The sequence below is a fragment of the Usitatibacter rugosus genome (assembly GCF_013003965.1).
Lineage (GTDB): Bacteria > Pseudomonadota > Gammaproteobacteria > Burkholderiales > Usitatibacteraceae > Usitatibacter > Usitatibacter rugosus.
Genome location: NZ_CP053069.1, coordinates 2,481,757 through 2,507,027, shown reverse-complemented (window position 1 = coordinate 2,507,027; position 25,271 = coordinate 2,481,757). Strand labels below are relative to the sequence as shown.

Below are 25,271 nucleotides of genomic sequence, written 5' to 3'. Positions count from 1 at the left end.
GCTGATCAGCGGCGCAGCCGCAGTGGCCGGAATCGGCCTTCCCCTGGCGGCGACCGCCGCTCAATCGAAGCAAGGAGCCCAACACATGAACACCATCACCACCAAGGACGGAGTACAGATTTTCTTCAAGGACTGGGGCCCCAGGAACGGGCAGCCCATCGTCTTCCATCACGGCTGGCCGCTGAGCGCGGACGACTGGGACACGCAGATGATGTTCTTCGCCGTGAACGGCTTTCGCGTCATCGCCCACGACCGGCGCGGCCACGGCCGTTCGAGCCAGGTCGCCACGGGCCATGACATGGACCACTACGCCGCCGATGTCGCCGCGGTGGTGGAGCACCTGGACCTCAAGAACGCCATCCACATCGGCCACTCCACCGGCGGCGGCGAAGCAACGCGATACGTGGCCCAGCATGGCCAGAAGCAGGGCCGCGTCGCGAAGCTGGTGCTGATCAGCGCGGTACCGCCGCTCATGCTCAAGACCGCCGCCACCCCGGGCGGCCTGCCGATCGAAGTCCTCGACGGCTTGCGCAAGGAGCTCGCGGCGAGCCGCGCGCAGTTCTACCTCGATTTCGCCAGCGGTCCTTTCTACGGGTTCAACCGGCCCGGCGCGAAGGTGTCCCAGGGCGTGATCCAGAACTGGTGGCGCCAGGGGATGATGGGCGGAGCGAATGCGCATTACCTCGGCATCAAGGCCTTTTCCGAAACGGACTTCACCGAGGACCTGAAAGCCATCACCGTGCCGACGCTCGTCCTGCACGGCGATGACGACCAGATCGTGCCGATCGCCAACGCCGCGTTGCTGTCGGTGAAGCTGCTGAAGAACGGCGCGCTGAAGGTCTACGAGAAGTTCCCGCACGGCATGTGCACGACGCACGCCGACGTGATCAATGCGGACCTGCTCGCGTTCGTGAAGACGGGGAGCGTGGACGCTGCGAAGAAAGCGGCCTGACGGCTTGGGCGCGATGGTGATTTCGCCGTCGCGCCCGGCTCACCGGGTTCGCGTTCAGTCGGTGGCCGGTAGCGTCAGCATGACGTCGGTGCCTTTTCCCGGGCGGCTCTCGATCGAAAACGTCCCGCCGATGTTCTGCGCACGCTCACGCATTCCGGAAAGGCCGAAGTGTCCCGGCTTGCTTCCCGCCGAGAGCAGCTCTTCGGCGATGCCGATGCCGTCGTCGTGGATGCGGATGCGGAGCTCTCGAAGGGCAAAGGTGACGGTCACCTCGACCGACCTCGCCTGGGCGTGACGTGCGATGTTGAACAACGCCTCGCTCGCGATCTGCTTGATCTCGGCCAGTACGAGCGGATGCACCGTGCGTACCTTGCCCTGCACGTTGATATGGACCGGGATCCGGGGATCGAAGGGCGTGGCCGCCGCGATCTCCTGGAGGATCGTTCGCACGTCGCCCTGGCCGCCCGCAATCCGCAGGTCGAGCACGCGGTTGCGTCCCTCGGCGACCACGTCATTGGCGTGCTCCAGCGCGGCCTCGAGCTGCTCGCGCGGCGCTTCGCCGGGCGCCATCTTCGTTGCCGCGGATTGGATGTGGAGGATCAAGCCCTGCGTGCTTTGCAGCAGCGTGTCGTGGAGCTCGCGGGCGATCCGCTCGCGCTCGATCAGCTGCGCCTCGAGGCGGCTGCGGATGCGGGCCGCGACTTGCGCCATCCGCAGGCGATAGAGCAGCCAGAGCAGGAAGAGACCCGTCGCGACGCACAGCACGGCGAACAAGCGCGTCTGGTACCAGGCGGGCGCGATATCAAAGGCCACCGAAGCGCCGGGCTCGCTCCAAAGCCCGTCCTCGCTGGCGGCCGTGACCTGGAATCGGTAGCTTCCCGGGCCGAGGTTCGTATAGAAGGCCTGCCTGCGGGGACCGGCCTCGCGCCAATCGTCATCGAGACCTACGAGCCGGTGGCGGAACCGAACGCGGCGCGGCGCGGCGGAGTTGGGCACGGTGTAGTCGAACTCCAGGCTGGTCGTACCAGCCGGCAGCTCGAGGCTCGCAGGAGCGACGAAGCGATCGCCGGCCGCCACAGCGGAGTTGATGACGACGGTCGGCGGCACATCGTCGCCGACAAGCCTTCGCGGGTCCAGCGAAAAGACTCCCCGGGTCGTGGCAATCCACAGGCGCTCATCGCTTCCCTTGACCAGGGTCGGCAACGGACGCACGAGGGCGCGGTTTCCTCGCAATCCGTCTTGCTCGCTGAAGACACGAACTTCAGGGCGGTGGGCCGGATCCTTCAGCGCCCTTTGGACTTCCGCCGCGCGCATCCGCGCTACGCCACCCACTCCGTGCAACCACAGGTCACCCCCGCGCGTCTCGACGATGCCGGTGATGCCGGCCACGGCGTCCGGCGCGGCGGTCGCGATCGTGCGAAACGTGTCCCGATCGAATGTCGCGACGCCGCGATCGCCGCCGATCCACAAGCGCCCGTCGCCTTCATGGATCGCGCTCACGACTCCGAGGTCGACGCCGTCCGCGGAGCCGTAGATCCGTACCTTGCCGCGCGCGTATTGCGCGACCTGACCCTCGCGGTAGCCGAGCCACACGTTGCCCGAAGCGTCCGCGGCCATGACGACGGCCGTGCGCCTTCCCCCGTCGGGGAGGCCGGCGACGCGGGACCATGTCGTGCCCTCCCGGCGGAAGACACCCCGGCGAACCACCGAAATCCACAGGCCTCCGTCCGCGTCGACGACAATCGCCTGGAGGTCGACTCCAAGGCCGAGCTCCCCGGGCAGCGCGATCGTCTCGAAGCGGCCGCCTTCGTATCGCAGCAGCTCCGGGGCAATCCCTGTGATTTCGCCGGAGGCAAACCACATCGCGCCCCCGGGCTCCACGTAAGCGCTGCTGCCGCGCAGGCTCTTCACGGTTCGCGCGGTGCCGTCGGCAGCGACGTGCCTGAGGGTACTCTTCCACCCGGCAAACCAGAGGCCGCCGCTCGTGTCGGGGATCATCGCGGGCCATCGCGTGGCCATCAGCCCCGTCGGCGGCACGATCGCGCCCGATCGAAAGCGCTCGATGCCTTGTCCGTTGGCCACCCAAATGCTTCCATCCCGATCCTCGAGCAGGGCGCTGTAGTCGTGCTCGAGGCCCCCCAGGGTCTCGTGATACTCGACACGGGGGTCCTTGCCGCCGGGTTGCGGGACCCGGGCGATGCCGGTGTTCGTGCTGAACCAGAGGCCGCCGTCGCGATCGAGGAGCAGGTGCCGGTAATCGCTGTCCGGCAGGCCTGCGAGCAGCACCGGATTGTCCGGGCGATCGTAGTGGGCGAGATTTGTGAACGACCGGATCGAAGTCCCGAGACTGAAGTAGTACTTGTCGTCCCTAGCCCGGGCCATCGGCGCGCCCGAGCTATGGGTGCCTCCCGTTTCGCGGAATGCCGCCGCTCCCCTGGGAAGGAGCATGAGCGTCGTTTCGGTCAGTGCCCCGACGGTTCCATCCCGATCGAGGAACAATGCGTAGGCATGAAGTCCCGCGAAATTCATCTCGGCGCCGACCCGCTGCCATCGCTTGCCGTCGAACCGGGCGAGCGCAGTGCTCGTTGCTGCCCAGAGGCCCCCATCGCTGTCCCTCAGGAACTGGTACGTGGTTCCCGGCGGATATCCGTCCTTCTCGCTCCAATGCGTGACGTCGCCATTGCGCACCAGGCTCGCGCCGCCCCAGAACCATCCGACCAGGAGACCGTTGCTGGGAAGCGCGAGGATCGAGTGCGCCGGATTTCGCGGAAGGCTCGCACCCCGGGCACCGTAGCTTTCGAACCGCACGCCGTCGAAGCGCACGACGCCGGTCGCCGTCGCGAACCACAGGAAGCCATCGTCCGTCTGGGCCATCATGTTGACGGCCGTCGGGGCGCCGTCATGGACGCCCCATGCCTCGTGGTGAAGCTGGACGAGCGTTCGATCCGCCTCGATGGGCCATACCGGCATGGCGCAGAGCAGGGCATAGCCTGCAAGGAGAAGCGACCGGATCACCGCGCGCCCTTCAAGCTCAGTCGCTCGCCGGCAGGATGAGCGTCACGTCCGTGCCTGCACCCGGGCGGCTCTCGACGGCGAGCGTGCCGCCGATGTTCTGCGCGCGCTCACGCATGCCGGGAAGTCCGAAGTGTCCCGGCTTGCTTCCCGCCGCGAGCAGCTCTTCGGCGATGCCGATGCCGTCGTCGTGGATTCGGATGCGGAGCTCTCGAAGGGCAAAGGTGAGAGTCACCTTGACCGACTTCGCCCGCGCGTGGCGCGCGATATTGAACAACGCCTCGCTCGCGATCTGCTTGACCTCGGCCAGTACGAGCGGATGCACCGGGCGTACCTTGCCCTCTACTTTGATATGGACCGGGATCCGGGGGTCGAACGGCGTGGCATCCGCGATCTCCTGGAGGACCGTTCGCACGTCACCCTGGCCGCCGGCGATCCGCAGGTCGAGCACGCGGTTGCGTCCCTCCGCGACGACGTCATTGGCGTGCTCGAGCGCGGCCTCGAGTTGTTTGCGGGGCGCCTCGCCGGGGGCCATGTTCGTTGCGGCGGCCTGGATGTGGAGGATCAGTCCCTGCGTGCTCTGCAGCAGCGTGTCGTGCAGCTCGCGCGCGATGCGCTCGCGCTCGATGGTTTGCGCCTCGAGGCGGCTGCGGATCCGCGCGGTGACCTGCGCCACGCGCAGGCGATAGATCGCCCAAAGGAGCAACACGCCAAGCGCGATGCAGAGGGCCAGAAATGTCCTCGACTGGACGAACGTCGGCGGAATCTCGAAATCGAGCGCCGCGCCCGTTTCGTTCCACACGCCCTCGTTGTTCGCGGCCTTCACGCGGAAGCGATAGGTTCCCGGTGCAAGGTTCGTGTAGAACGCCTGGCGCCGCGTGCCGGGATCGACCCAGTCCTTGTCGTAGCCTTCGAGGCGATAGCGGAACTCCACGCGCTTCGGATTCGCGTACGAGAGCCCGGCGTAGTTGATCTCGACGTTGGAAGGCGCTGCCGGCAGCGTTAGCGACCCAGGGTCGCGGTGAAGCTTGCCGTCGACGATCAACGAGGTGATCACGACGGGCGGCATGAGCGCGTTGCGAATGATGCGCTCGGGATCCATCCAGACCGTCCCGAGAAGCGTGCTGATCCACAGCCGGCCGTCGCCGCCGCGGACCATGGCGCGTGCGGCCCGGGCGTAGATTCGCCCCGGCAACCCGTCGTCGTAGCTGAGCTTCACCACGGCGGGCTGGAAAGCGGGCTCCGCGAATGCGCGATCGAGATCCGCGGTACGCGTGCGCGCGATGAAGTTCTCGTTGACCGTCCAGGTGTCGCCCCCGGACGTTTCCGCGATTCCCTTCACGCCCCGGTAGTGCAGGCCCTGGGCCTCGGTGATCGTTTCGACGCGGCCGTCGCGAAACTGCCGGAAGGCCCGCGAGCTGCCCGAGAGGACGTGCCCGCGGGGTGAACCGTAAACGGTGATCAGGTTCTCCGGTGCATCCCCCAACTTTGCCGACGTGCGCTCCGGGTGGTCGATCCAGCTCAGGGTCTTCGGACCCCACTGCAGCACGAGCCGTTGTCGAGAGTCGCGGGTCATGCCCGAGGGAAAATAGTTTTCGCGATCGACGGGGCCGAACATCGGCTCCCAGCGCTTGTCGCGATAGCGGAACATGCCACTCGCCTTCGCGGTCACCCACAGGTCCCCGTGCCTGTCGAAGGCGCAATCCTGGATGACCGCCTCGGCGGGCGCCTTCGGCACGCGTCCGACGATGCGATCGCCCTTCCAGACGACGATGGGCTCGGAGCTCATGATCCACGCCGCACCGTCCGGACCCTCGCAGATCGCCGAGGGGGTTGACGTGCTCTTGAGGATCACCTGGGGCTGGCCACCGGGCGCGACGCGGTACACCGCGTCCGACTCGCCGATGTAGACGCTGCCATCCGACGATGCCATCAGTGCGTCGCCGAAAGGCGTCGGCTTCGTGAGCATGGGCTCGACCCGCACCGTCGCGGCGCGAAACTTGTCGAGGCCCTTTTCCGTGACGACCCAGATGTTGCCCTCGCGGTCCTCCAGCAATTGCGTGGTAACGGCAGCGGTGAGGCCGTCGCGTACGCCGAAGGTCTCCACCCGCGATGCGGCTTCCTCCGCGGAGTTGCCTCCGGCGGGATCGGGGGCGGTGACGCGCTGCAGGCCACCGCCGAACGGCAACGCGAGCCACAGGTGCCCATCGCGATCGAACATGGGCCGGCCGGGCACGGGCGGGTTGGCCGTGGGGTAGGGGAATCGGACCGGCGGTGCCGCGCCCTGCGCTCCCGGCCCGGTGAGCGGATAGCTGCCGCGCTTGCCCGATATCCAGATGCGTCCGGAGGGATCCTGCGAGATGCGGCCGTTCTCGCCCTGCGTGTCGAACGCCTTTTCGAACCGGTCGGCACCCGGTGCGAGGCGCGAGACGGAGTGAAAGTAGGAAACCCACAGCGCGCCGTCGGCCGCCACGAGCATGCTGCGCGAGTAGTCGTCCGGCAGGCCATCCGCGGGGCCGAACTTCCGCCATTCGCCCTTCGCGTACCGCAGGAGTCCCGTACCCTTGCCCGTTCGCCGCGCCCAGATCGCCCCGTCGCGTGTCTCCGCCAGCTCGGTGACGTCGCTCACCTTGGGAGCCTCGATCGCGCGTAGCGCGCCACTGCGATAGACCGCGAACGTCTGCGAGAGCACGAACCACGTCCACACGTCGCCGTTCGCCGCGGCCACCAACCCCTCTATCGAGCCTTGGCGCCCGGTGACTCCCTCCAGCTCGATTTTCTCGAAGCGCACCCCATCGAACCGGTAGAGGGCGCCTTCGCCCGCGCCGACCCAGAGGTAGCCATCCTTGCCTTGGACCAGGTTGAAGGTGGGACCCGGAATGCCGTTCTCGTCCGTCCAGCGCTGGTGGGTGTACTGCGACAGGGAGCGTGGGATATCGGCGCCCACGGAGGCAAGCGGCAGCAACATCACCGCGAGGAGCAGCAATCGGATCACCACGAACTCCCTTAGGTCACGTCGAGGATGCCGCGCTGGATCGCGATCGTGACCGCGTGGGTGCGGTCCTTCGCGGCCAGCTTGCTGGAAATATTCTTCATGTGCGCCTTGATCGTGTCTTCCGAGACGAACAGCGCATTGGCCGCGTCGCGGTTCGAGTTGCCGGCCGCGACCTGGCGCAGCACAGCGAGCTCCCGTGCCGTCAGCAGCTCATCGACCCGGTGGGCCGCGAGCTCGCGCGACACCTCGGCCGGCAGGTAACGGCGTCCCGCATGGACCGCGCGAATGGCGTCGAGCAACTCGGTACGCACCATGCTCTTCAGCAGATAGCCACTCGCTCCGGCCTTCAGGGCGCGGACCATCTGCACGTCGCCCGGATAGGTGGTCAGCATCACGATGCGGGCTTCGGGCGCCTCGGCACGGATGGTCGCGCACGCCTCGACGCCGTCGATGTCGGGCATGCGTACGTCGAGCACCGCCACGTCCGGCGCGTGCTCGCGATAGCGCTCGATCGCCTCGCGGCCGTTACCGGCCTGCGCCACGATTTCCATGTCCGCTTCCTGCGCGACGACGGCGACGATGCCGTCCCTCAGCAGCGGGTGGTCGTCGACGACCATCACGCGGATGCGCGCCAAGGATTTTCCGCCGGTCTCCGTCATTTGCTTTCCCTGTATCGGCATGCCATTCACCACCAGCGGGCGGTGCGGCGAAGGTAGGCGATGCGCGCGGGCACCTGCAGCTCGATCTCGGTACCCACGCCTTCATGGCTGCGAATGTCGAGTTTAGCGCCCATCGCGCGCGCTCGCTCCCGCATCCGCTCCAATCCCCATCGCGCGGCGTCTCCGTTTCCGCCGGCCTCCGCCCCGAAGCCGCGTCCGTCGTCGCGGACGCGCAGCCGGAACATCTTGTCCGCGAAGGCGAGCTGCACCTCCACCAAGCCCGGCTTCGCGTGGCGGAAAGCGTTCGACAATGCTTCGCGGGCGATCTCGTAGACGTCGTTGGCGATCGTCACGCACATCGTGCGCGGGCGGCCCTCGACCACGACGTCGAAGCGCGTGCCGTCGGCACGCCACAGCGCCTGGCCCAGCCGCTTCAACGCATCGGGCAAGTCGGTGGGGTCGATGCCGAGGGAACGCAGCTGGTGCACGCGGTCGCGCCCGTCGGCGAGGACCTGGTCGGCAGTGTCGAGAGCGCGCTCCAGCATCGGACGCGCAGGGCTGTTCGCCGGCACGAGCCCGGCGGCGGCCTGCACGGTGAGGATGAAGCCCTGCGTGCTCTGGACCAGCATGTCGTGCAGCTCGCGCGCGATCCGCTCCCGCTCGCGCAAGCGGTCGTCGTGGAGGAGGCGTTCCTGCTGGAGGAGGCGATGGGTCCGGCGCCGCATGAGGAGCGCCACCAGGGCGATCGTCGCCAGTCCGCACAACGCCCACATGGGCCAACCCTGTACTGCTTCCGTCCGCATGGCCTGGTCGCTCCGCGCTCGAGACGTCGAGCTTCGCAAGCCATTGTCGTCGGCTCCGACATTGCGCCCCTCACCCGAACGGGTAGTTTCATTGCCAGACGTCCTAGGCCGCCACTTTGTGACAACGGTCGGACGTCGCTCTTGCAGGCTCGACGTATTCGACGGGCTCCGACAGGAGTGCCATGACGTTCGGGTGGCTGCCCGTTGCCATCGCCGCCTGGAACTTCTGCATCACGCGCATCCGGGATTCGTCGGTCAGCGTGAAGCGCCGGTTCGAGTCGCGAATGCGGGTGCGTGCGCGGTGGATCAGCTGGCGGCAGGCGGGCTCCGCCTTGCCCAGCAGGCGTGCCACCTCGGGGTAGTCGTAGTCGAAGATCTCGCGCAGGAGGAACGCCGTGCGCTCGTCCGTGCCGAGGCGCTCCATGACGGCGTCGAACGCGATGGAGACTTCTTCGGCCTGGATGCGTTGCGCCTCGGGAGACGGGCAAGGATCGGCGAACGTCGCCTCGGGCTCGTCGGTCACCACACAGTGCTCGCGTTCGCGCTTCAGCTCGCGAAGCCGGTCGAGCGAGAGCCGCGTGGTGATCGTGACGAGGAAGGCGAGGGGCGATTCGATGTGCTCACGCGCGGTCCGGTGCCAGCGCAGGTACGCGTCCTGCACGAGGTCCTCCGCTTCGGACCAAGAGCCGAGCATGCGGCAGGCGATTCCCAGGAGGCGCTGGCGATGCGCCATGAAGACTTCCGTCACGTTGTCGGCATTCACTGCGTTCATGTCTTTTCTCCCGTTGGCGAAGACAGGCCCAGCGTAGGGACCTCTCGAATCTCGCGACACACCCGTTCGGCGATTCCTGCACCTACTCGAACGGGTACCCGACTGCATGGCTCGCATTGAATGCCGGGGAGATCGCAAGTTGTCCGCAGGATCGCGTCCGGGAATGCCGCCGGTGACGCGGATGCGGCGCTTGAAGCTGCAGGCGCGACGTTTGTGGCAAATGCCATCTCATTGCAACGCCTGGCAAAGGCGCACGTGCACCGCCGGTGGCGGTGTATTCTTCGCGGTCGTAGTCCTCGCCAAAGGAGCAAGCCATGCAGGCTGCGATGCGCTACGCACTCGCACCCGGTTGCGTTCTGCTCGCCGCGCTGGCGTACCACTCGCCAGTGGGCCCCATGTTCAGCCTCGCAGGCCTGTTCGTGATTGCCGCGCTCGTCACGGGGTGGTTTGGCGGCGCAGGCCCCGGATTCCTGGCGGCCGTCCTGGCGACCCTCCTGGTGCCGCGGCTCATCACGGTGAGCTACCCGCTGCTGGGCGGCTTCCTGGACTTGCCTCGCTTCATCACGTTCTCCATCGTGGGAGTCGCCGTGGGGTGGTGGGGGTTCAGGCGCCGGCAGGTGGAAGCGGAGCTACGCGAATACAGGGAACGCTGCGAGCTCGCCTTGGGCGCCGGCGACGCAGGGTTCTGGGACTGGACCGTCGAGGGTGACAGGCTCTATGTCTCACCCCGGCTGCTCGAGCTCTTCGGGATCGCGCCGGGCACGACGATCAACGGGCGGGGGGACCTGTTCCGGCGGGTCTCGATGCCTAACGAGGACCGGGCGGTGATGAACCGCATGGTCGCCGAGCACTTCGCGGGCAAGACGGAGCGCGTCGAGTTGGCATACCGCGTCCTGGCGCAGGGCGAGGTGCGCTGGATCCACTCCATGGGCCGTGCGACGCGCGATTCCACGGGGCGGGTGGTGCGTTGGAACGGTGCGGTCCGTGATGTATCGGAGAGCAAGCGCGCTGAAACGGCACTGCGCGAATCCGAGGAGCGCTACGCCCTCGCGATGGAAGCGGCCGGGGAGGGCTACGTCGACGCCGACATCGAGACGGACACGTTCGTCACGTCCGAGCGGCTGAACGAGATCTTCGGCATACCGAGGGGCACGCGTTTTACGGGCCGACGCGATTTCCTGAGGTACTTCCGCTTCTACGCAGACGAGGACGCAGCGAACTACGCCGACATGATCCGCGCCGTCGAAACGCCCGGCGGCCCCGATCGCTACGCGTTCGAGTTCCGCATCGTGCTGCCCTCGGAAGAGATGCGCTGGCTCTCGACGCGCGGCAAAGTGGTGCGTGACGCCACCGGCCGCGCGCACCGGCGGGTCGGCGTGGTGGCCGACATCACGGCGCGCAAGGTTGCCGAGGAGGCGCTGCGCGAATCCCAGGAACGCTTCGCTCGCGCGGTCGCCGGCTCCGCCGACGGCGTATGGGACATCGATCTCGTCGGTCGGAGCGTCTATTTCTCCCCGCGCACGCGCGAGCTATGTGGAGTGCCTCCGGGGCCGGAGGTCGTGCCGCTGGACGGATGGTTCGAATCGCTGCCGCTCCATCCCGAGGACCTTCCACGGCGTTTCGCCGCGGTGCAGGCGCACCTGTCGGGAAAGGCGCCGGCGTACGACGGCGAGTTCCGCTTCCTTCAGCCGGATGGTGTCTACCGCTGGCGACACCTCCATGGCGTGTGCGTGCGGGATGCATCCGGGAAACCGCTGCGCATGGCCGGCTCGATGAGCGATGTCGATGCCCGCCGGCGCGCCGAGGAAGCGCTGCGCGAATCCGAGGAACGCTACGAGCTCGCGATGGCGGCGAGCGAGTCGGGATACTGGGATTGGCACATTCCGACCAACCGCTACTTTGTCTCGCCCAGGTCTTTCGAGCTGGGCGGCTATGCACGCGACACCACGTGGTCCAACCGGGATGAGTACCGCGCGAACATCAACATGCATCCGGAGGATCTCGTTCGATGGGAGGCTGCGCGACAGGAGCTGTTCGACGGGACGGGCGAGCGGCTTTCCATGGAAGTGCGCTACATGGTCCGTGGGGAGACTCGGTGGCATCTCCTTCATGCCATCTGCATGCGCGATGACACGGGCAAGGTCGTCCGCTGGAGCGGCTCCACGACCGACATCACGGAGCGCAAGCTGGCCGAGGAGGGGCTGCGCGAATCCGAGCAGCGTTACGAGCTCGCCATGGCCGCGAGCGAGTCGGGGTATTGGGATTGGCACGTTCCCACCGACCGCTATCTCGCCTCGCGCAGGGCGTTCGAGATGGGCGGGTTCGACTTCGACGAATGGTCGAGCCGGGAACACTTCCGGACGCGAACCAACATGCACCCGGAGGACTTCGCAAAATGGGAGGCCGCACGAAACGAGCTGTTCGCCGGAACGGGCGATCGGCTCGCCATGGAAGTGCGCTACCTGGTCCGTGGAGAGACCCGCTGGCACAGCCTCCAGGCCATCTGCGTGCGCGACGACACGGGCAAGGTCATGCGGTGGACCGGCTCGACCACCGACATCACGGCCCGCAAGGCGGCGGAGCAGGGCTTGAGGGCGATGGAGGAGAAGCTTCGCCAGTCGCAGCGCCTCGAGGCAATGGGAACGCTGGCCGGCGGGATCGCGCACGACTTCAACAACATCCTTGGGGCGATCCTCGGCTACGGCGAGATGGCGCAGCGCGGTGTCCCCAAGGGCAGCCGCCTTGCGCGCGACCTGGACAGCATCATGGTCGCCGGCGAGCGCGGGCGGTCGCTCGTCGAGCGCGTGCTGGCCTTCAGCCGCAGCGCGGTCGGTGAAGTCGTGCCGGTCCATGTGGAGAGCGTCGTCCGTGAGGTGCTCGACCAGGTTTCGTCGAAGGTGCCGGCGGGGGTGGCGGTGCATTCCATGCTGCACGCGGGGTCGGCGGCGGTGCTTGGCGACGCGACGCAGGTCCACCAGGTGGTTTCCAACCTGGTGACCAATGCCGTCCAGGCCATGCCTTCCCACGGAACGCTGCGCGTCGAGCTCGCCATCGAGCGCATCGAGGTGCCTTCCACCGCCACGATCGGCGCGCGTGGGGCTGGAGAGTATGTCGTGCTCAGAGTGTCGGATACCGGTTCGGGCATCGCGCCGGACATCGTGGATCGCATCTTCGATCCCTTCTTCACGACCAAGGAAGTTGGCACCGGCACCGGACTGGGGCTTTCGCTCGTGCACGGCATCGTGACTGAGCTCGGCGGTGCGATCGATGTTCAGAGCGCCGTCGGTGCCGGCAGCACGTTCGTCGTCTACCTGCCTCGATCCGGGGACGCTGCGGAGCCTGCCGAAGAACGGGTGGAAGAGGAGTCGGTTTTTCCGCGAGGCGAGGGCCGGTGCATATTGATCGTCGACGACGAAGAGCCGTTGGTGCTGCTCGCGGCCCGCGCTCTCGAGGACCTGGGCTATGAGCCCATCGGCTTCACCTCGGGTGCGGCTGCGCTCGCCGCGTTTCGTGCCGATCCCGGGCGCTTCGATGCACTCATCACCGACGAGCGCATGCCGGAGATGTCGGGCTCGGACCTGATTCGCGAAGTGCGTGGCATGGGCAGCTCCATGCCCGTCGTATTGATGAGCGGCTACCTGGGGTCGCACGCCGGGCTCCCGGAAGGAGCCGACGAAGTCCTGCAGAAGCCGCTTTCGGTACGCGACCTCGCCACGAGCCTGGCGCGGGCGCTTCGCCTGTAGACAAGTAGATAAAGGGAGAGAAGGTGAGGATCTTTCTTGCTGGGGCCACGGGCCTCATCGGCATTCGACTCTTGCCGCTCATGCGGGCGGAAGGCCACGTCGTCGCGGGCATGACACGCACGCCTGCGAAGATCGAGGCGCTACGCGCCGCGGGCGTGACGCCCGTGTTGTGCGATCTCTTCGACGCGAAGGCGCTGGCCACCGCGGTGACGGACTTCCAGCCGGATCTCGTCGTTCACCAGGTGACGGACCTGCCGGATGAGCTCGAGAAGCTGGCCGACTTTCTCTCCCGGAACGACCGTGTACGCAGCGAAGGGACGCGCAATCTCCTCGACGCGGCGAAGGCCGCGAAGGCTCCGGGGTTCCTGGCTCAGAGCATTGCGTGGCGCACAGGTCCCGGGACCGGGCCGGTGATCGACGCCCACGAGAACGCCGTCGTCGCGGCGGGGGGGAGGGTGTTGCGGTACGGATTGTTCTACGGGCCGGAGACGTACTTCGACAAGGAGCCGCCGCCGGCCCCCCGGATCCACGTCGATGACGCCGCACGGCGCACCATGCCGTTTCTCACGGGTCCGCAGGGAATCTTCACCATCACCGAGGGTGACATCGCGCCATGAACGAACCGACGAAACCTTTTGTGCACGACCTCGCCGTGGACGCCGCGAAGCTGCGCAAGCTGCACGTTCCCGGCAATCCGCTGATTTTGGCCAACGTCTGGGATCCGACGAGCGCCCGCGTCGTCGAGGCCGCCGGCATGAGCGCGATCGCCACGGCCAGCAACGCGCTCGCGCCCGTGAACGGCTATGAGGATCACGGCCACCTTCCGCCCGATGTCGCGTTCGGCGCGACGCGGCGAATCGCGGATGTCGTGACGCTGCCGGTCACGGCGGACCTCGAGGATGGCTATGGCCTGTCGCCGAAGGAGTTCGTCGATCGGCTTGCGGAGTCGGGCGCCTGCGGGGCCAATCTGGAAGACTCCGACTATCGCGCCGGAGGTCTCGTCGACATTGGCCGGCAAGCGGAGCGCATCACCGCGATCAAGGCAGCGGCGCGCGCCCGGGGCTTCGACGCCGTGATCAACGCCCGGGTCGACGTGCATTTTCCCGGCCGGGAGCGCTCGCTGGACGAGGGCTTGAAGCGCGCACGGAGCTACCTCGAGGCCGGCGCCGATTGCGTCTATCCGATCTTCCTGTCGGAGCCATCGGCCATCCGGCAGTACGTTGCCCTGGGCCCGACGAACATCGTGTACGCCCCGGGTAGCATCGCCCTCGCCGAGCTTGGCCGGATGGGCGTGGCAAGGATCAGCGTCGGTCCCATGCTGTTTCGCCTCCTGCTGAAGCGGCTTGCGGCCGCCACGGATGCGCTGCGGCGCCTCGACGACGCAGGAATGGGGCCGGACTGGAATGCCGAGCTGTGGAAATGACGCCGGGCAGGGCGCACCGCGCCTCTCGATCACGCGCCGCCGATCGACTCGTCCACCGCCGAGAGCAACTCCTCGCGCGTGAACGGCTTCGGCAGGACCATTCGCACGCCCAACTGGCGCGCCACGTTGCTCGAGGAGCCCGAGCCTCGCGTGAATCGGGCGGACAGGAGCAGGATCGGGCCACTGTACGCTTCGCGGACCGACCGGATGATCTTCTCCGCGCTGCGGGGCGTCGGAACGTCGATGATCACGAGATGCGGTACTTCGCGCCCGCCCACGGCCCGCGACACCGCTTGCGAGGCCTCGACGACGACCGCATAGCCTGCCTCGCCCAGCCAAAGCTGGAGCAAGCCGAGAATCAGGTCGTTCGGCTCGACAACGAGGATGTGCCCCTTCGCACGCCGATTGCCCATGGCGCATTGTCGGCCGGCGACGCCGTCAGGACGGTGGCAGGATCCGTCCGGTCTTTGTCATCTGACACAAAGTCCCGCCGGAAAGACACGCGGCTGCGATACTTCGGGCCGAATCTTTCGCCATGTTCCATGACGCACTGGCTCAAGTGAGCACGACTACGACCGGGAAGACGCCGCCTGCCGCGACCCACGTCCTGGCCGTCGATGACGATCCCTCCGTGCGCCAGATGGTCGCCGACTACCTGGGCGACAACGAGATACAGGTCACCGCGCTTTCGAGCGGGCGGGAAATCGCCGGCGTGATGGCGCAAGACATGATCGATCTCGTGATCCTCGACCTGAAGCTGCCCGGCGAGGATGGAATGGAAATCGCCCGCAGGATCCGCGCCGACTCCAACGTGCCGATCATCATGCTCACGGGGCGCAAGGAGGAGGCCGATCGGGTGATGGCCCTCGAGCTGGGAGCCGACGACTACCTGACCAAGCCCTTCTCGCCGCGCGAGTTGCTGGCGCGGATCCGAGCGTTGCTGCGCCGTTCGCGCTCCCACGAGACGGTAGCGGACGGTTTGGCGAAGATTCGTGCCTACCGCTTCGCGGGCTGGGAACTCAACGTCCGCGTGCGGCGCCTGAAGTCGCCCCAAGGCGAGGTGATCGCGCTCAGGAATGCCGAGTTCAATTTGCTTGCGGCCTTCCTCGCTTCGCCGCAACGCGTCCTTACGCGCGAACAATTGCTCGGCATGTCGCACCTGCACAACGACGAGGTCTACGATCGCGCGGTCGACACCCAGGTGGGCCGCTTGCGCAAGAAGCTCGAAGAGCACAGCGCCGGCGAGGAATTGATACGCACCGAACGCGGAGCCGGGTACGTGCTCACGGTGCCGGTCGAGGTCGTGCGCTGACCTCAGGGGACTGGCGTGGTATAGGCGCTAAGCGCCGCCGAAGCCGACCGCGCCAGCAGGCGCGCTATGAACGTGATCATTTTGCCGTCCTCAGGTAGAGGGCCATTGCGCTACATCCACTTCGCGACGCGATACGCGCGCGAGGCGAGCGTGGTCCGCAGGGAGCTCTCGCAGCACGCGGCCTGCGAGCCCTGCACTTGCGCGACTCGCTGCGGCTGCGCGGAGGCCATCGTGCCGATCTCCACCCAGAGGATGAAGACGAGGCTCAGCAGGCCCACCGAGAGGGTCGCAATCGTCGCGACGACGACGCCGAGGGTGAATTGGGACGTACTCATCGTGCTCATGTCAGGGGCTCCCGGTCCAGGGTTCGATTCGGCGTTGAAGAAGCTTCCCGTCCGTCACCTCGTCGCATGGCTGGCCGGAGTTTCGCGGGGACACCGCGCCGGCGTAGGCCGTCCCGTGCACGAACGGGTGGAAAGTGCACGCCCCGTTACAGCCGCTTCGACGAACTGACACCCGTCATCTTCGTTGCGACGGACGGGATGCAACGTTCAACATCCCACAGGACGGCCGCGGCCCCCGGGGTGTGACAGGGCGTGTCACGTGGCCCGTGTCGCTTCGTCTTCACGGCATGACCTCGAATACGCTCTTGCGGCCCCGGCCTGCACACGGCCATCACCGGGTCACGTATGTGGAGCTGCTCTTCGATCTCGTGTTCGTGTTCGCGATCACGCAGGTCTCGCACCTGCTGATCAAGCACTTCACGCTCGCGACCGCCGCCGAGTGCGCGCTGTTGCTGCTCGCGGTCTGGTGGGTGTGGATCTTCACGGCGTGGGTGACGAACTGGATCGACCCCGAACGTTCGCCGGTCCGCGCGATGCTGCTGGTGCTGACGGTCGTCGGCCTCGTGCTGTCGGCCGCGATCCCGCGGGCCTTCGAGTCGCGCGGGCTGGTCTTCGCGGGTGCCTACGTCGCGATGCAGATCGGGCGAACGGCCTTCGTCGTCTGGGCCGCGCGCGGCGAGAGCTCGAGAATGGCGCGGTCCTACGAGCGAATGCTTGCGTGGTTCGCGGTGGCCGGCGTGTTCTGGATCGCCGGCGGCCTGGCCGAGGGGAGTGCTCGCTGGATCCTCTGGATCGTGGCGCTCGCGATCGAGATCGTTTCGCCCTCGGCGGGTTTCTGGATTCCGGGCGTCGGTCGCTCCGCGACAAAGGACTGGAGCGTCGAAGGCGGCCACATGGCGGAACGCTGCGGTCTCTTCGTGATGATCGCGCTGGGCGAGTCGGTGCTCGTCACGGGCGCCACCTTCGCGGAGCTCGCGTGGACAGGCGCGACGATCGCGGCCTTCCTCGCCTCCCTGGTCGGGAGCATCGCGATGTGGTGGTTGTACTTCGGCACGGCGGCCGATGCGGGTGGCGAGCGCATGGCGCATTCGCACGACCCCGGCTGGCTCGCGCGCCTCGCCTATACATACATCCACGTCCTGTTCGTGGCGGGCATCGTCGTGAGCGCGGCCGGAGACGAATTCACGCTCGCGCATCCCACGGGACACACCGACGCGAAGACGGCGATCTCGGTGCTCGGGGGAACGGCGATCTATCTCGCCGGCAACCTGCTATTCAAGTGGGCGATCGCGGGGAAGGTCGGGCATGCGCACTGGATATCGATCGTGGCGCTGGGCGCGCTGGCGCTTGCCACGAGCCACCTCTCGCCCGTGATGCTGATGACAGCGACCTCCGCGGTGCTCGTGGCCCTGGTGATCGGGGAAGAAAACAAAAGGCCGGCGGGTTAGGCCGGCCTTTCGAGCCCTACGCCGTAGCGGTAGGGTGGAACCGCCCGCTCAGGCGATCGTAGCCTTCGCTGCGTGATCCATCACCACTGCAACGGCGAAATTCAGGGGCTTTTTCACGATCACCTCCTCTCGTACGGGTTGAAGACGGCATCACTCTACCATCGGTCCGCGCGAAATTGCGAGGGGCCTACTCCTCGCCGGGCTTCGCTCCGCGTGCTTTCCACCAGAGGTAGACGCCATAGGCGACGATGCTGCCGAGGAAGAGCACGAGGAACACGCCGACCACCATCCCGTTCGCATGCTCGACGGGAGCTTCGGCCTCCTCGGCCAGGGCGAGGAGAGGGGCGAGCAGAAGGAACAGCGACGAGAGGAGTCTCTTCATGGCGTGTTCACCATTTCTTCGTTCAGGGGGCTTCCAGTAGAGCAGGCTGAACTTGCGATCAACTTGCTCGGCAGTCACCTGAACGGACCCTGTCGGAAACCTTCCGGCCCGACCCGGAAGCGAGGTCGATGCGCCATGTGGTGCCCGTGCTCGCGCCGGCGTAGATCACCTTTTCGTTCTCGCCCCATCGAAGGCTCGTGAAGCCGAAGTCCTTCTCGGCGTCGCTGTCCACCGCGATCTCGAGACGCTCCACCTCGAAGCGCGACGGGCTGATGCGCCACAACACCGGCTGCGCATTGGAAGAGACGATCAGCGTGCCCGTACGGCCGAGCAGCATGTCGGGCAAGCAGCTCTCGTGCGCGCCGGAGAGACTCGCACCCGTGAGCGCCACGACGCGCAGTCGTTGGCCGCTCGCGATGTCGTAAGCAGTGACGGATCCCCAGCGGAGCTCCCAGCGCATGCCGCGTGCGAGGTCTTCGCGCACGGCAATGGGTTGCTCCGAAGCGAGCAGGGGTGTGGATACCAGGAAGAGTGCGGCCAGCAGGGTTCGCCACATGAGTGCCTCCACGTCCTCGCGAGAGGAACGATGCAGCACTTGGGCGACAGGCCTTGGGTGTGTCGGGCGTCTGCGTTATGCCCGGCGAGTCAGGACAGCATACTCCGCGTCGCGGCTATTCGCGCGCGTTCATCTTCCGCAGGCGGTCGGCCATGACGCGCATGATCTGCAGCGAGAACTGCGGCATCGCCGAAACCATGAACAGGAAACGGTTCTCGGGAATGACGAGCAAGCGGACGTTGGTCTTGGCCACGGCGGTGGCCGTGCGCGGCGCCTGGTCGATGAGGGCCATCTCACCGAAGGGCTCGTCCATGCCCACGGTCTCGACCACCTTGTTGTTGATCAGGAGATCGATCTCGCCTTCGAGCACGACGTACATGGCCGCGCCCATCTCCCCCTCGACGAAGATCGTCTGCCCCGCGTCGTAGGTCACCCCGTCCGCTTCGGTGCGGAAAAAACTCAGCTTTACGCCCATGTTATGCGCCCCCTCCGTGGCTCGATACTACATCCGTCAGGCCAGAGCGCGAAGCTCCCGCCGGAGAATCTTGCCCACCGTGGACTTCGGCAGGGCCTCCGCGAAGCGCACCTGCTTCGGCACCTTGTAGGACGAAAGCCCGCGCTTGCAGTGTTCGATCACCTGCGCCTCAGTGAGCGGGGTGCCCTTTATCGGCACGACGTAGAGTCGGACGGCCTCGCCGGTCTTCTCGTCCGGGACGCCGATGCAGGCGCACTCCAGCACCCCCGGGCACGCCGATGCGATGGCCTCGATCTCGTTCGGGTACACGTTGAAGCCCGAGACCAGCACCATGTCCTTCTTGCGGTCGACGATCTTCAGGTTGCCGCGCGCATCGAAGACGCCGATGTCGCCGGTGCGGAAGAAGCCGTCGGCCGTGAATGCGGCGGCGTTGGCCTCGGCCTTTTCCCAGTAGCCGCCCATCACCTGGGGTCCCTGGGCGCAGACCTCGCCGGCCTCTCCGGGCGGGACTTCCTGCCCGTCATCGCCCAGGAGCTTGATTTGCGTCCCGGGAAACGGAGGGCCCACGGTGGCGGAGAAGCCGTCCCCGCCGGGGTGGTTCAAGGTGAGGATCGGACCGGTCTCCGAAAGGCCGTAGCCCTCGAGGATGTCCTGACCGGTGATGGCCTTCCAGCGCGCGGAGGTGACCGGCAGGATGGTGGAGCCGCCGCCGATCGAGCAGGCGAGCCGTGAGAAATCCACCTCGCGGATCCGGGGGTGCGCGGCCAGCCCTCCATAGAGCGTGTTCACGCCCGTGAAGATCGTGAACCGCGCCTGCTTGAGGACGTCGATGTAGGCGTCGAGGTCGCGCGGATTGGGGATCAGCCAGTTCTCGGCGCCGCGCACGAACGCGGACACGAGGTTCACCATCAGCGCGAAGATGTGATACAGCGGCAGCGCGGTCGCGATCACCACTTCACCGGGGCGGAAGGCCTCGGGCACCACTTGCATGAGCTGCTGCGTGTTGGCGATGAGGTTGCGGTGGCTCAACGCCGCGCCTTTGGACAGGCCCGTCGTGCCGCCCGTGTACTGCAGGAAAAGGATGTCCTCGCCGGTGAGGGGCACGGGCGTGAAGGGGAGGCCCGCGCCATCGTCGAGCGCCTGCGCGAACCCGGCGGGCTCCGCGATCACGTTCTTCACGGCCGTGCGTTCCACCACCTGCGCCAGCGTGGCGGCCGCCGCGGCACCGACGACGATGGTCTTCGCCCCGGCGTCGTTCAGCTGGTATTCGAGCTCGCGCGGCGTGTACATCGGGTTCACGTTCACCTGCACGGCGCCGGCGCGGAGGATGCCGATCATCGCCACGGGGAAGGCGAGGATGTTGGGCAGCATGATCGCGACCCGGTCGCCCTTGCGCACGCCCAGGCGCTGCTGGAGGTACGCGGCAAACGCCCGCGACTGGCGGTCCACCTCTGCGTACGTGAGCGACTGTCCTGCGCAGCGGAAGGCGGTCTTCGAGGTGTAGCGCTGCATCGCCTCCTCGAGCATAGCCACGACCGACGGATACGCGTCCGGCCCTGCCTGCATGTCGACTCCCCCGTTTTCTTATTGGTGAATGCAGGTTACCGATGACCTGACGCGGGCGCCATATATCCCGGGCGAGGTTCCCGGCAGAATCCCCGGACCGCCTCCGGAAATCCCCCCGAAAAGACCATGCATCGCCTCCTGCATCACCCCCTGCATCGCCTCCTGCTCGCCGCGGCCGTCCTCGCCGCCTCGCTCCAGGCCGACGCGCAATCCGACTTCCCCTCGCGCCCGATCACGATGCTGGTGGGCTTCGCCCCCGGAGGTGCCGCCGACGTCACGGCACGCATCATCGCGAAGAAGCTCTCCGACCAGATGGGCCAGCCCGTCACCGTGGAGAACAAGGGCGGGGCCGGGGGCAACATCGTCCACCAGCAGTTGGCCGGCCTGCCGCCCGACGGATACACCATCCTGCTGGGCTCGGTGGGGCCGCTCGCCATCTCTCCGCACTTCGGTGCCAAGCTGGGCTACGACCCGCTGAAGGACTTCGCGCCCCTCTCCATGGCGGCGATGTTCTCGCAGGTCCTGCTGGTGCCAGGGTCGCTCCCCGTGAAGGACATCAAGGAATACATCGCCCTCGCGAAGAAGCAGTCCGTGGACTTCGCGAGCTCCGGGATCGGCAGCATTCCCCACCTCGCCGGCGAGCTCCTGAACCAGGAGGCCAAGGTCCAGATCGTGCACATCCCCTACAAGGGCGGCGGCGCGGCAGTGACGGACCTGCTCTCGGGCCGCGTGAACTCGCTCTACGGATCGCCCGCGACCGCAGCGCCGTACCTCGAGAGCGGCCGCATGCGCGCCATTGCCGTGACGGGCGCCAAGCGCTCGCCCTTCATGCCCACGGTGCCGACCATCGCGGAGCAGGGCTATCCCGGGGCGGTCGCGGAGAACTGGTATGCGTTCATTGCGCCCGCCAAGGTGCCGGCGCCGATCCTCGAGCGCTGGAACCGCGAGCTCGTGAAGGCCCTGAGCGCTCCGGACGTGAAGGAGCAGATGGCCAAGCACTTCCTCGAGCCCAACCCGAGCACGCGGGAAGAGCTCGGCGCCTACATCCGGAAGGAGTACGAGATGTGGGGCAAGGTCATCAAGTCGGCAGGAATCAAGGGCGAGTGAGCTTCAGAAGTTCACGTTCTTCCGGCCCTTGAGGGAGAGCATCGAACGCGCCTCGTCGGGCGTGGCGACCTGCAGGCCCAGCCCCTCGATCACCTGGCGCGCAGCTCGCACTTGCTGCGCATTGGTCTCGGCGAGTTGGCCGGGGCCGATCCAGAGGGAATCCTCCAGGCCCACGCGAACGTTGCCGCCGAGCGCGACCGACTGCGTGGCGATTGGCATCTGATTCCTGCCCGCTCCCAGAACGCTCCACACGTACTCGTCGCCGAAGAGGCGGTCCGCGGTGCGCTTCATGTGCGCGACGTCCTCCGGATGTCCGCCGATGCCGCCGAGAATCCCGAACACCGACTGGATGAAGTAGGGCGGCTTGATGAGCCCGCGGTCGGCGAAGTGGCGCAGGGTGTAGAGGTGGCCGATGTCGTAGCACTCGACCTCGAAGCGCGTGCCGTTCACGCGGCAGGTGTCGAGGATGTTGGCGATGTCCTTGAAGGTGTTCTTGAAGATCCGGTCGTCGGAGCCCGCGAGGTACGGCTTCTCCCACTCGTGCTTGAATTCCTTGTAGCGGTTCAGCATCGGGTAGAGGCCGAAGTTCATCGATCCCATGTTGAGCGAGGCGACCTCGGGCTTGAAGTGCGCGCAGGGCTTCAGGCGCTCTTCTACCGTCATCGTCGGGGCGCCACCGGTCGTGATGTTGATCACGACATCGCTCTCCTGCTTGATCTTGCCGAGGAAGGGCGCGAAGGCTTCCGGCCGTTGGTCGGGGCGCCCGTCCTTGGGGTCGCGCGCGTGCAGGTGGACGATCGCCGCTCCCGCTTCCCAGGCACCGAGCGCTGCGGCGGCGATCTCATCCGCGGTGATAGGGAGGTGCGGCGACATGGTCGGCGTGTGGATCGCGCCGGTGACGGCGCAGGTGATCACGACCTTGCGGGTGGGATTGCGGGTGGCCATCGCGGTTACCTCGTCGTCAGCGGCTGTGCGCCGCCAGGATGCGTTCCAGCAGCGCCCCGAAGGCGATGCCCTCGACCTTCTTGTGCGGCTCGTCGGTGTCGGCGCGGTGCACGATCACGAGGTCGTGCGAGGGGATCACCACGATGTAGTGGCCTCCCGCGCCGCGCGCCGTGTACGTTCCCTCGGGCACTTCCATCTGCGGGAAGTGCACGCTGCCCTGCGCGATCCACCACATGTAGCCGTAGCCGCCGCGCTCGCCCGCGTGCGAGTACGAGCGCGTGCTCAGGCGAACCCATTTCTCCGGGAGGACCTGCTGCTCCTTCCAGCGGCCGCCGCGGAGGAACAGCAGGCCGAAGCGCGCCAGGTCGCGCGACGAGAGGCGGAACGGATAGGCGCGGTGGATCGACACATCGAAGGGAACGTAGCTTCCGTCCCGGCGCGTGTCGTCGTAGCGATAATCCTGCATGCCGACGCGCAGCGCGATGCGGTCGCGAAAGTCCTCGAAGATCGAGCGTCCCGTGCACTGCTCGAAGATCGTGCCCAGCGCGTTGAAGTCCCAGTTGTTGTAGCACCACCACGTGCCCGGCCCCTGGCTGTGGCGCGCGGGCTTCAGGTTCTTCATGTAGTCGGTCTCGTAGCCCGTCGGGTGGTAGACCCCGGAGCGCGCCATGAGGAGATCGATTACCTTGGCCGCCTTCTCGCGCGGCGAGAGGCCCTCGACGTCGTCGATGTTCAGCTCGCCCATCGTCTTGTTGAGGTCGATCTCGCCCGTGTCCACGTGCAGGCCGATCAGCGCCGAGAGCAGGCTCTTGCGGATGGAGTGGCACTTGTAGCGCCGCTCGATCTCGCCCCACTGCGACACGACCTCGCCGCCTTGCACGATCATCACGGCGGCGCTGCCGATCTGGTCTCCGAACGCGCGCGCCTCATCGAGCGCGGCGAGCGACCATCCGCGCTTCGCGGGCGACTCCATCGCGGACCAATGCTCGCCCGGCCAGGTCTCGGTGGTCATGCGGTCTCCGGGTGCCATTCGGCGTGCGAATCGAGCGGGAACATGGGGCGGCGAATCCTTGCATAGGGCAGGTGGGCCAGTCCCTGCGTGGTGAGGCCGGGCGCGTCCACTTCCACGATCTGGTCGTCGCGGAAGAACTCGCCGAACGCGGCGCGGAAATGGCCGCGCGATTTCACGATGACGCCGCGCAACTTCGCGACGTCGATGCCGAAGTGCTCGAGCGTCGTGGGGTCGGTGCATTGCTGGCGGATGCTGATGACGACGATGTCGATGCCGCCTTCGCCGCCGATGCGCACGCGGGCGCTCTTGCCGAGCGTGAGGGTCCGTCCGTTGCTGGCACCGCGCTTGCCGACGAAGGTGCCGTCGGACACGGCCACGACTTCGACGTCCGCCTCAAAGCGCTTCGAGAGCGCATGGGTTTCCTTCGCGTTGAAAGTCGTGCGGAATCTCGAACCGACGCCCCGGCGATGCGCTTCCGCGGCGAGCGCGGGATCGTTGAAGAGGCCGAGCGCCACGCCGCGCACGCCGGCATCGATGAAGGACTTGAGGAGGTCGGTCGTATTGCCGCGCCCGCCGCCGCCGGGGTTGTCGGCGCAGTCGGCGAAGCAGAGCGCGGGCAGGGACGGGTCGCGGCTCGCGAGCACCATGCGCTGCGTGGCATCGCCGAGCGAGACCAGGTGCGGCACGTAGCGGTTGCGGTCCTCCCACGCGCGGCGGGCGAGGTCGTTGGCGAGCTCGCGCGCCAGGGGCTCGTCGCCCCGCGTGGTCACAACCACGGACATGCCGCCCTTGGGTGAATCGGTGAGGTAGAAGCCGGCGCAGATCGAGACGTTCATCACCTTCGGACCGAGGAGCGTCTGCCCGTATCGGATGAGGTCGCCGTACGGCCGGCCAGTGCCTGCTCCCGTAAGTAGCGTGAGCGAAGGCGGCATCAGCGGGATCTTCACCAGCGCCATGGCCGTCTTCACGCCTGCCAGCAACTCACGCATCGCGGCGGCCGCTTCGAGGCCGCGTTCGCGCTGGTCCACGTGCGGGTTGGTGAGGAACGCGATGAGGACGTCGGTCTCGTCGACCATGCGGTGCGACACGTTCGCGTGCAGGTCGAGCGTGGCGACGACGGGAATCGTTCCGACCACGGCTCGTACCGCGGCGAAGAGCGTGCCGTCGGGATCGTCATCCCCTGTCGCCGATGCCGCGCCGTGCTCGGCGATGTACACGCCGTCCAGCGGGCCGGCGGCGTGCAGGCGCTCTTCGATCTCGGCCACGACCTCGCCGAAGAAGGCCTGGTCCACGGGGCCGCTGGGGCTCGTGGCGGCCACCGCGATCGGCACCAGCTCCCAGTCGCCGCTCTCGTCCATGCCCTTCACGAAGCCGGTGAGCGTGCCCACGGCTCGTGGATGCGCGGCGCGAAGGTCGGCCTCGAGTTGCTCGCCGCCCATCAGGTACGACTCCTCGAAGTCTGCTTTCACGGCCACGGGCGCGAAGCCGTTGCTCTCGAGGCTGAACCCGAGAATGGCAATTCGAGGGCGGGAGGTGGGTGACATTCGGTAGGTCTTCTTAGGGGGGACGGCTTTTTTAAAGGGGAGGAAGGGGAGGAAAAGCAGAGGAAGGGAAGGAAGGCTCTGAAAGGGAAATGGGGGCGTCGCCTGGGTTCGAGAATGTGGGTGCGTCAATCTTATTCAATGATTTCCTTCCCTTCCTCCGCTTTTCCTCCCCTTCCTCGCCGTTCAAAATTCGCCGCTCGCCCACTCCAGCCCTAGCTCGA

The 25,271-nt window shown here is 67.0% G+C and carries 21 protein-coding genes; 7 read left to right on the top strand and 14 right to left on the bottom strand.

The features are described from left to right. Nucleotides 1–85 precede the first annotated feature (85 nt). Nucleotides 86–952: an alpha/beta fold hydrolase gene (locus DSM104443_RS11810; protein WP_171092464.1), complete on the top strand. Its 867-nt coding sequence runs from the start codon at nt 86–88 to the stop codon at nt 950–952. 54 nt (nt 953–1,006) lie between these two features. On the opposite strand, the gene DSM104443_RS11805 is transcribed toward DSM104443_RS11810, so the two are convergent. From DSM104443_RS11805 to DSM104443_RS11785, 5 genes are all read right to left on the bottom strand, one after another. After that, entirely contained in the window at nt 1,007–3,967 is a 2,961-nt protein-coding gene (locus DSM104443_RS11805) for a sensor histidine kinase (RefSeq protein WP_212756630.1), read from the bottom strand. Between the two features lie 16 nt (nt 3,968–3,983). After that, on the bottom strand, nt 3,984–6,959 hold the full coding sequence (locus DSM104443_RS11800) for a sensor histidine kinase (RefSeq protein ID WP_171092459.1): 2,976 nt from the start codon (nt 6,957–6,959) through the stop codon (nt 3,984–3,986). A gap of 11 nt (nt 6,960–6,970) precedes the next feature. Beyond that, nucleotides 6,971–7,618 carry a response regulator gene (locus DSM104443_RS11795; RefSeq protein ID WP_212756629.1) on the bottom strand — a complete coding sequence of 216 codons (648 nt, stop codon included), beginning with the start codon at nt 7,616–7,618 and terminating at the stop codon, nt 6,971–6,973. Between the two features lie 26 nt (nt 7,619–7,644). Then, a complete protein-coding gene (locus DSM104443_RS11790; RefSeq protein WP_171092457.1) occupies nt 7,645–8,421 on the bottom strand; it encodes a sensor histidine kinase in 777 nt (258 codons plus the stop codon). A gap of 103 nt (nt 8,422–8,524) precedes the next feature. Then, nucleotides 8,525–9,193, bottom strand: a complete 669-nt coding sequence (locus DSM104443_RS11785; protein ID WP_171092455.1) for a sigma-70 family RNA polymerase sigma factor — start codon at nt 9,191–9,193, stop codon at nt 8,525–8,527. A 314-nt stretch (nt 9,194–9,507) separates the two neighbouring features. Between DSM104443_RS11785 and DSM104443_RS11780 the strand changes: the two genes are divergently transcribed. From DSM104443_RS11780 to DSM104443_RS11770, 3 genes are read left to right on the top strand one after another with little or no spacing between them, the layout of a single operon-like run. Beyond that, nucleotides 9,508–12,936, top strand: a complete 3,429-nt coding sequence (locus DSM104443_RS11780) for a PAS domain-containing protein (protein ID WP_171092453.1) — start codon at nt 9,508–9,510, stop codon at nt 12,934–12,936. Between the two features lie 23 nt (nt 12,937–12,959). Further along, complete coding sequence (locus tag DSM104443_RS11775) at nt 12,960–13,553, top strand: NAD-dependent epimerase/dehydratase family protein (RefSeq protein WP_171092451.1); 594 nt, start codon at nt 12,960–12,962, stop codon at nt 13,551–13,553. Next, the gene (locus DSM104443_RS11770; protein ID WP_171092449.1) at nt 13,550–14,359 is read left to right on the top strand and encodes an isocitrate lyase/PEP mutase family protein; all 810 of its coding nucleotides are present in this window, start codon (nt 13,550–13,552) and stop codon (nt 14,357–14,359) included. The genes DSM104443_RS11775 and DSM104443_RS11770 overlap by 4 nt, the downstream gene beginning before the upstream one ends. A gap of 29 nt (nt 14,360–14,388) precedes the next feature. On the opposite strand, the gene DSM104443_RS11765 is transcribed toward DSM104443_RS11770, so the two are convergent. Continuing rightward, the gene (locus DSM104443_RS11765; RefSeq protein ID WP_171092447.1) at nt 14,389–14,772 is read right to left on the bottom strand and encodes an ANTAR domain-containing protein; all 384 of its coding nucleotides are present in this window, start codon (nt 14,770–14,772) and stop codon (nt 14,389–14,391) included. A 122-nt stretch (nt 14,773–14,894) separates the two neighbouring features. Between DSM104443_RS11765 and DSM104443_RS11760 the strand changes: the two genes are divergently transcribed. Beyond that, nucleotides 14,895–15,671 (top strand): response regulator transcription factor, encoded by a 777-nt coding sequence (locus DSM104443_RS11760; RefSeq protein ID WP_171092445.1) that lies wholly within the window; start codon nt 14,895–14,897, stop codon nt 15,669–15,671. 110 nt (nt 15,672–15,781) lie between these two features. On the opposite strand, the gene DSM104443_RS11755 is transcribed toward DSM104443_RS11760, so the two are convergent. Beyond that, entirely contained in the window at nt 15,782–16,015 is a 234-nt protein-coding gene (locus DSM104443_RS11755) for a hypothetical protein (RefSeq protein WP_171092443.1), read from the bottom strand. 287 nt (nt 16,016–16,302) lie between these two features. On the opposite strand from DSM104443_RS11755, the gene DSM104443_RS11750 reads away from it, so the two are divergent. Then, complete coding sequence (locus DSM104443_RS11750) at nt 16,303–17,463, top strand: low temperature requirement protein A (protein WP_171092441.1); 1,161 nt, start codon at nt 16,303–16,305, stop codon at nt 17,461–17,463. A 187-nt stretch (nt 17,464–17,650) separates the two neighbouring features. Here DSM104443_RS11750 and DSM104443_RS11745 read toward each other — a convergent pair whose 3' ends face one another. The 4 genes from DSM104443_RS11745 to DSM104443_RS11730 form a co-directional block, all read right to left on the bottom strand. After that, on the bottom strand, nt 17,651–17,845 hold the full coding sequence (locus DSM104443_RS11745) for a hypothetical protein (RefSeq protein WP_171092439.1): 195 nt from the start codon (nt 17,843–17,845) through the stop codon (nt 17,651–17,653). 58 nt (nt 17,846–17,903) lie between these two features. Further along, on the bottom strand, nt 17,904–18,401 hold the full coding sequence (locus DSM104443_RS11740; protein ID WP_171092437.1) for a hypothetical protein: 498 nt from the start codon (nt 18,399–18,401) through the stop codon (nt 17,904–17,906). Between the two features lie 115 nt (nt 18,402–18,516). Next, nucleotides 18,517–18,876 carry a cyclic nucleotide-binding domain-containing protein gene (locus DSM104443_RS11735; RefSeq protein ID WP_171092435.1) on the bottom strand — a complete coding sequence of 120 codons (360 nt, stop codon included), beginning with the start codon at nt 18,874–18,876 and terminating at the stop codon, nt 18,517–18,519. A gap of 36 nt (nt 18,877–18,912) precedes the next feature. Further along, a complete protein-coding gene (locus DSM104443_RS11730; protein ID WP_171092433.1) occupies nt 18,913–20,442 on the bottom strand; it encodes an AMP-binding protein in 1,530 nt (509 codons plus the stop codon). 126 nt (nt 20,443–20,568) lie between these two features. Between DSM104443_RS11730 and DSM104443_RS11725 the strand changes: the two genes are divergently transcribed. Continuing rightward, a complete protein-coding gene (locus tag DSM104443_RS11725; RefSeq protein WP_171092431.1) occupies nt 20,569–21,549 on the top strand; it encodes a Bug family tripartite tricarboxylate transporter substrate binding protein in 981 nt (326 codons plus the stop codon). 3 nt (nt 21,550–21,552) lie between these two features. Here the strand turns inward: DSM104443_RS11725 and kce are convergent, their stop codons facing one another. The 3 genes from kce to DSM104443_RS11710 are packed head-to-tail and all read right to left on the bottom strand — an operon-like array spanning nt 21,553 to nt 25,050. Continuing rightward, nucleotides 21,553–22,494, bottom strand: a complete 942-nt coding sequence (gene kce, locus DSM104443_RS11720) for a 3,5-dioxohexanoate:acetyl-CoA acetone transferase (protein ID WP_171092429.1) — start codon at nt 22,492–22,494, stop codon at nt 21,553–21,555. Nucleotides 22,495–22,510: 16 nt separating this feature from the next. After that, entirely contained in the window at nt 22,511–23,506 is a 996-nt protein-coding gene (locus DSM104443_RS11715) for a serine hydrolase domain-containing protein (RefSeq protein ID WP_171092426.1), read from the bottom strand. Next, nucleotides 23,503–25,050 (bottom strand): M81 family metallopeptidase, encoded by a 1,548-nt coding sequence (locus DSM104443_RS11710; protein WP_171092424.1) that lies wholly within the window; start codon nt 25,048–25,050, stop codon nt 23,503–23,505. Before DSM104443_RS11710 ends, DSM104443_RS11715 begins: the two co-directional genes overlap by 4 nt. Between the last annotated feature and the right edge of the window lie 221 nt (nt 25,051–25,271).

Excerpts from the sequence above, each read along its gene's own strand:
- DSM104443_RS11810 (WP_171092464.1), top strand. The coding sequence starts at position 86 with ATGAACACCATCACCACCAAGGACGGAGTACAGATTTTCTTCAAGGAC.
- DSM104443_RS11795 (WP_212756629.1), bottom strand. The coding sequence starts at position 7,618 with ATGACGGAGACCGGCGGAAAATCCTTGGCGCGCATCCGCGTGATGGTC.
- DSM104443_RS11790 (WP_171092457.1), bottom strand. The coding sequence starts at position 8,421 with ATGCGGACGGAAGCAGTACAGGGTTGGCCCATGTGGGCGTTGTGCGGA.
- DSM104443_RS11785 (WP_171092455.1), bottom strand. The coding sequence starts at position 9,193 with ATGAACGCAGTGAATGCCGACAACGTGACGGAAGTCTTCATGGCGCAT.
- DSM104443_RS11780 (WP_171092453.1), top strand. The coding sequence starts at position 9,508 with ATGCAGGCTGCGATGCGCTACGCACTCGCACCCGGTTGCGTTCTGCTC.
- DSM104443_RS11770 (WP_171092449.1), top strand. The coding sequence starts at position 13,550 with ATGAACGAACCGACGAAACCTTTTGTGCACGACCTCGCCGTGGACGCC.
- DSM104443_RS11765 (WP_171092447.1), bottom strand. The coding sequence starts at position 14,772 with ATGGGCAATCGGCGTGCGAAGGGGCACATCCTCGTTGTCGAGCCGAAC.
- DSM104443_RS11760 (WP_171092445.1), top strand. The coding sequence starts at position 14,895 with ATGTTCCATGACGCACTGGCTCAAGTGAGCACGACTACGACCGGGAAG.
- DSM104443_RS11755 (WP_171092443.1), bottom strand. The coding sequence starts at position 16,015 with ATGAGCACGATGAGTACGTCCCAATTCACCCTCGGCGTCGTCGTCGCG.
- DSM104443_RS11750 (WP_171092441.1), top strand. The coding sequence starts at position 16,303 with ATGACCTCGAATACGCTCTTGCGGCCCCGGCCTGCACACGGCCATCAC.
- DSM104443_RS11745 (WP_171092439.1), bottom strand. The coding sequence starts at position 17,845 with ATGAAGAGACTCCTCTCGTCGCTGTTCCTTCTGCTCGCCCCTCTCCTC.
- DSM104443_RS11740 (WP_171092437.1), bottom strand. The coding sequence starts at position 18,401 with ATGTGGCGAACCCTGCTGGCCGCACTCTTCCTGGTATCCACACCCCTG.
- DSM104443_RS11735 (WP_171092435.1), bottom strand. The coding sequence starts at position 18,876 with ATGGGCGTAAAGCTGAGTTTTTTCCGCACCGAAGCGGACGGGGTGACC.
- DSM104443_RS11730 (WP_171092433.1), bottom strand. The coding sequence starts at position 20,442 with ATGCAGGCAGGGCCGGACGCGTATCCGTCGGTCGTGGCTATGCTCGAG.
- DSM104443_RS11725 (WP_171092431.1), top strand. The coding sequence starts at position 20,569 with ATGCATCGCCTCCTGCATCACCCCCTGCATCGCCTCCTGCTCGCCGCG.
- kce (WP_171092429.1), bottom strand. The coding sequence starts at position 22,494 with ATGGCCACCCGCAATCCCACCCGCAAGGTCGTGATCACCTGCGCCGTC.
- DSM104443_RS11715 (WP_171092426.1), bottom strand. The coding sequence starts at position 23,506 with ATGACCACCGAGACCTGGCCGGGCGAGCATTGGTCCGCGATGGAGTCG.
- DSM104443_RS11710 (WP_171092424.1), bottom strand. The coding sequence starts at position 25,050 with ATGTCACCCACCTCCCGCCCTCGAATTGCCATTCTCGGGTTCAGCCTC.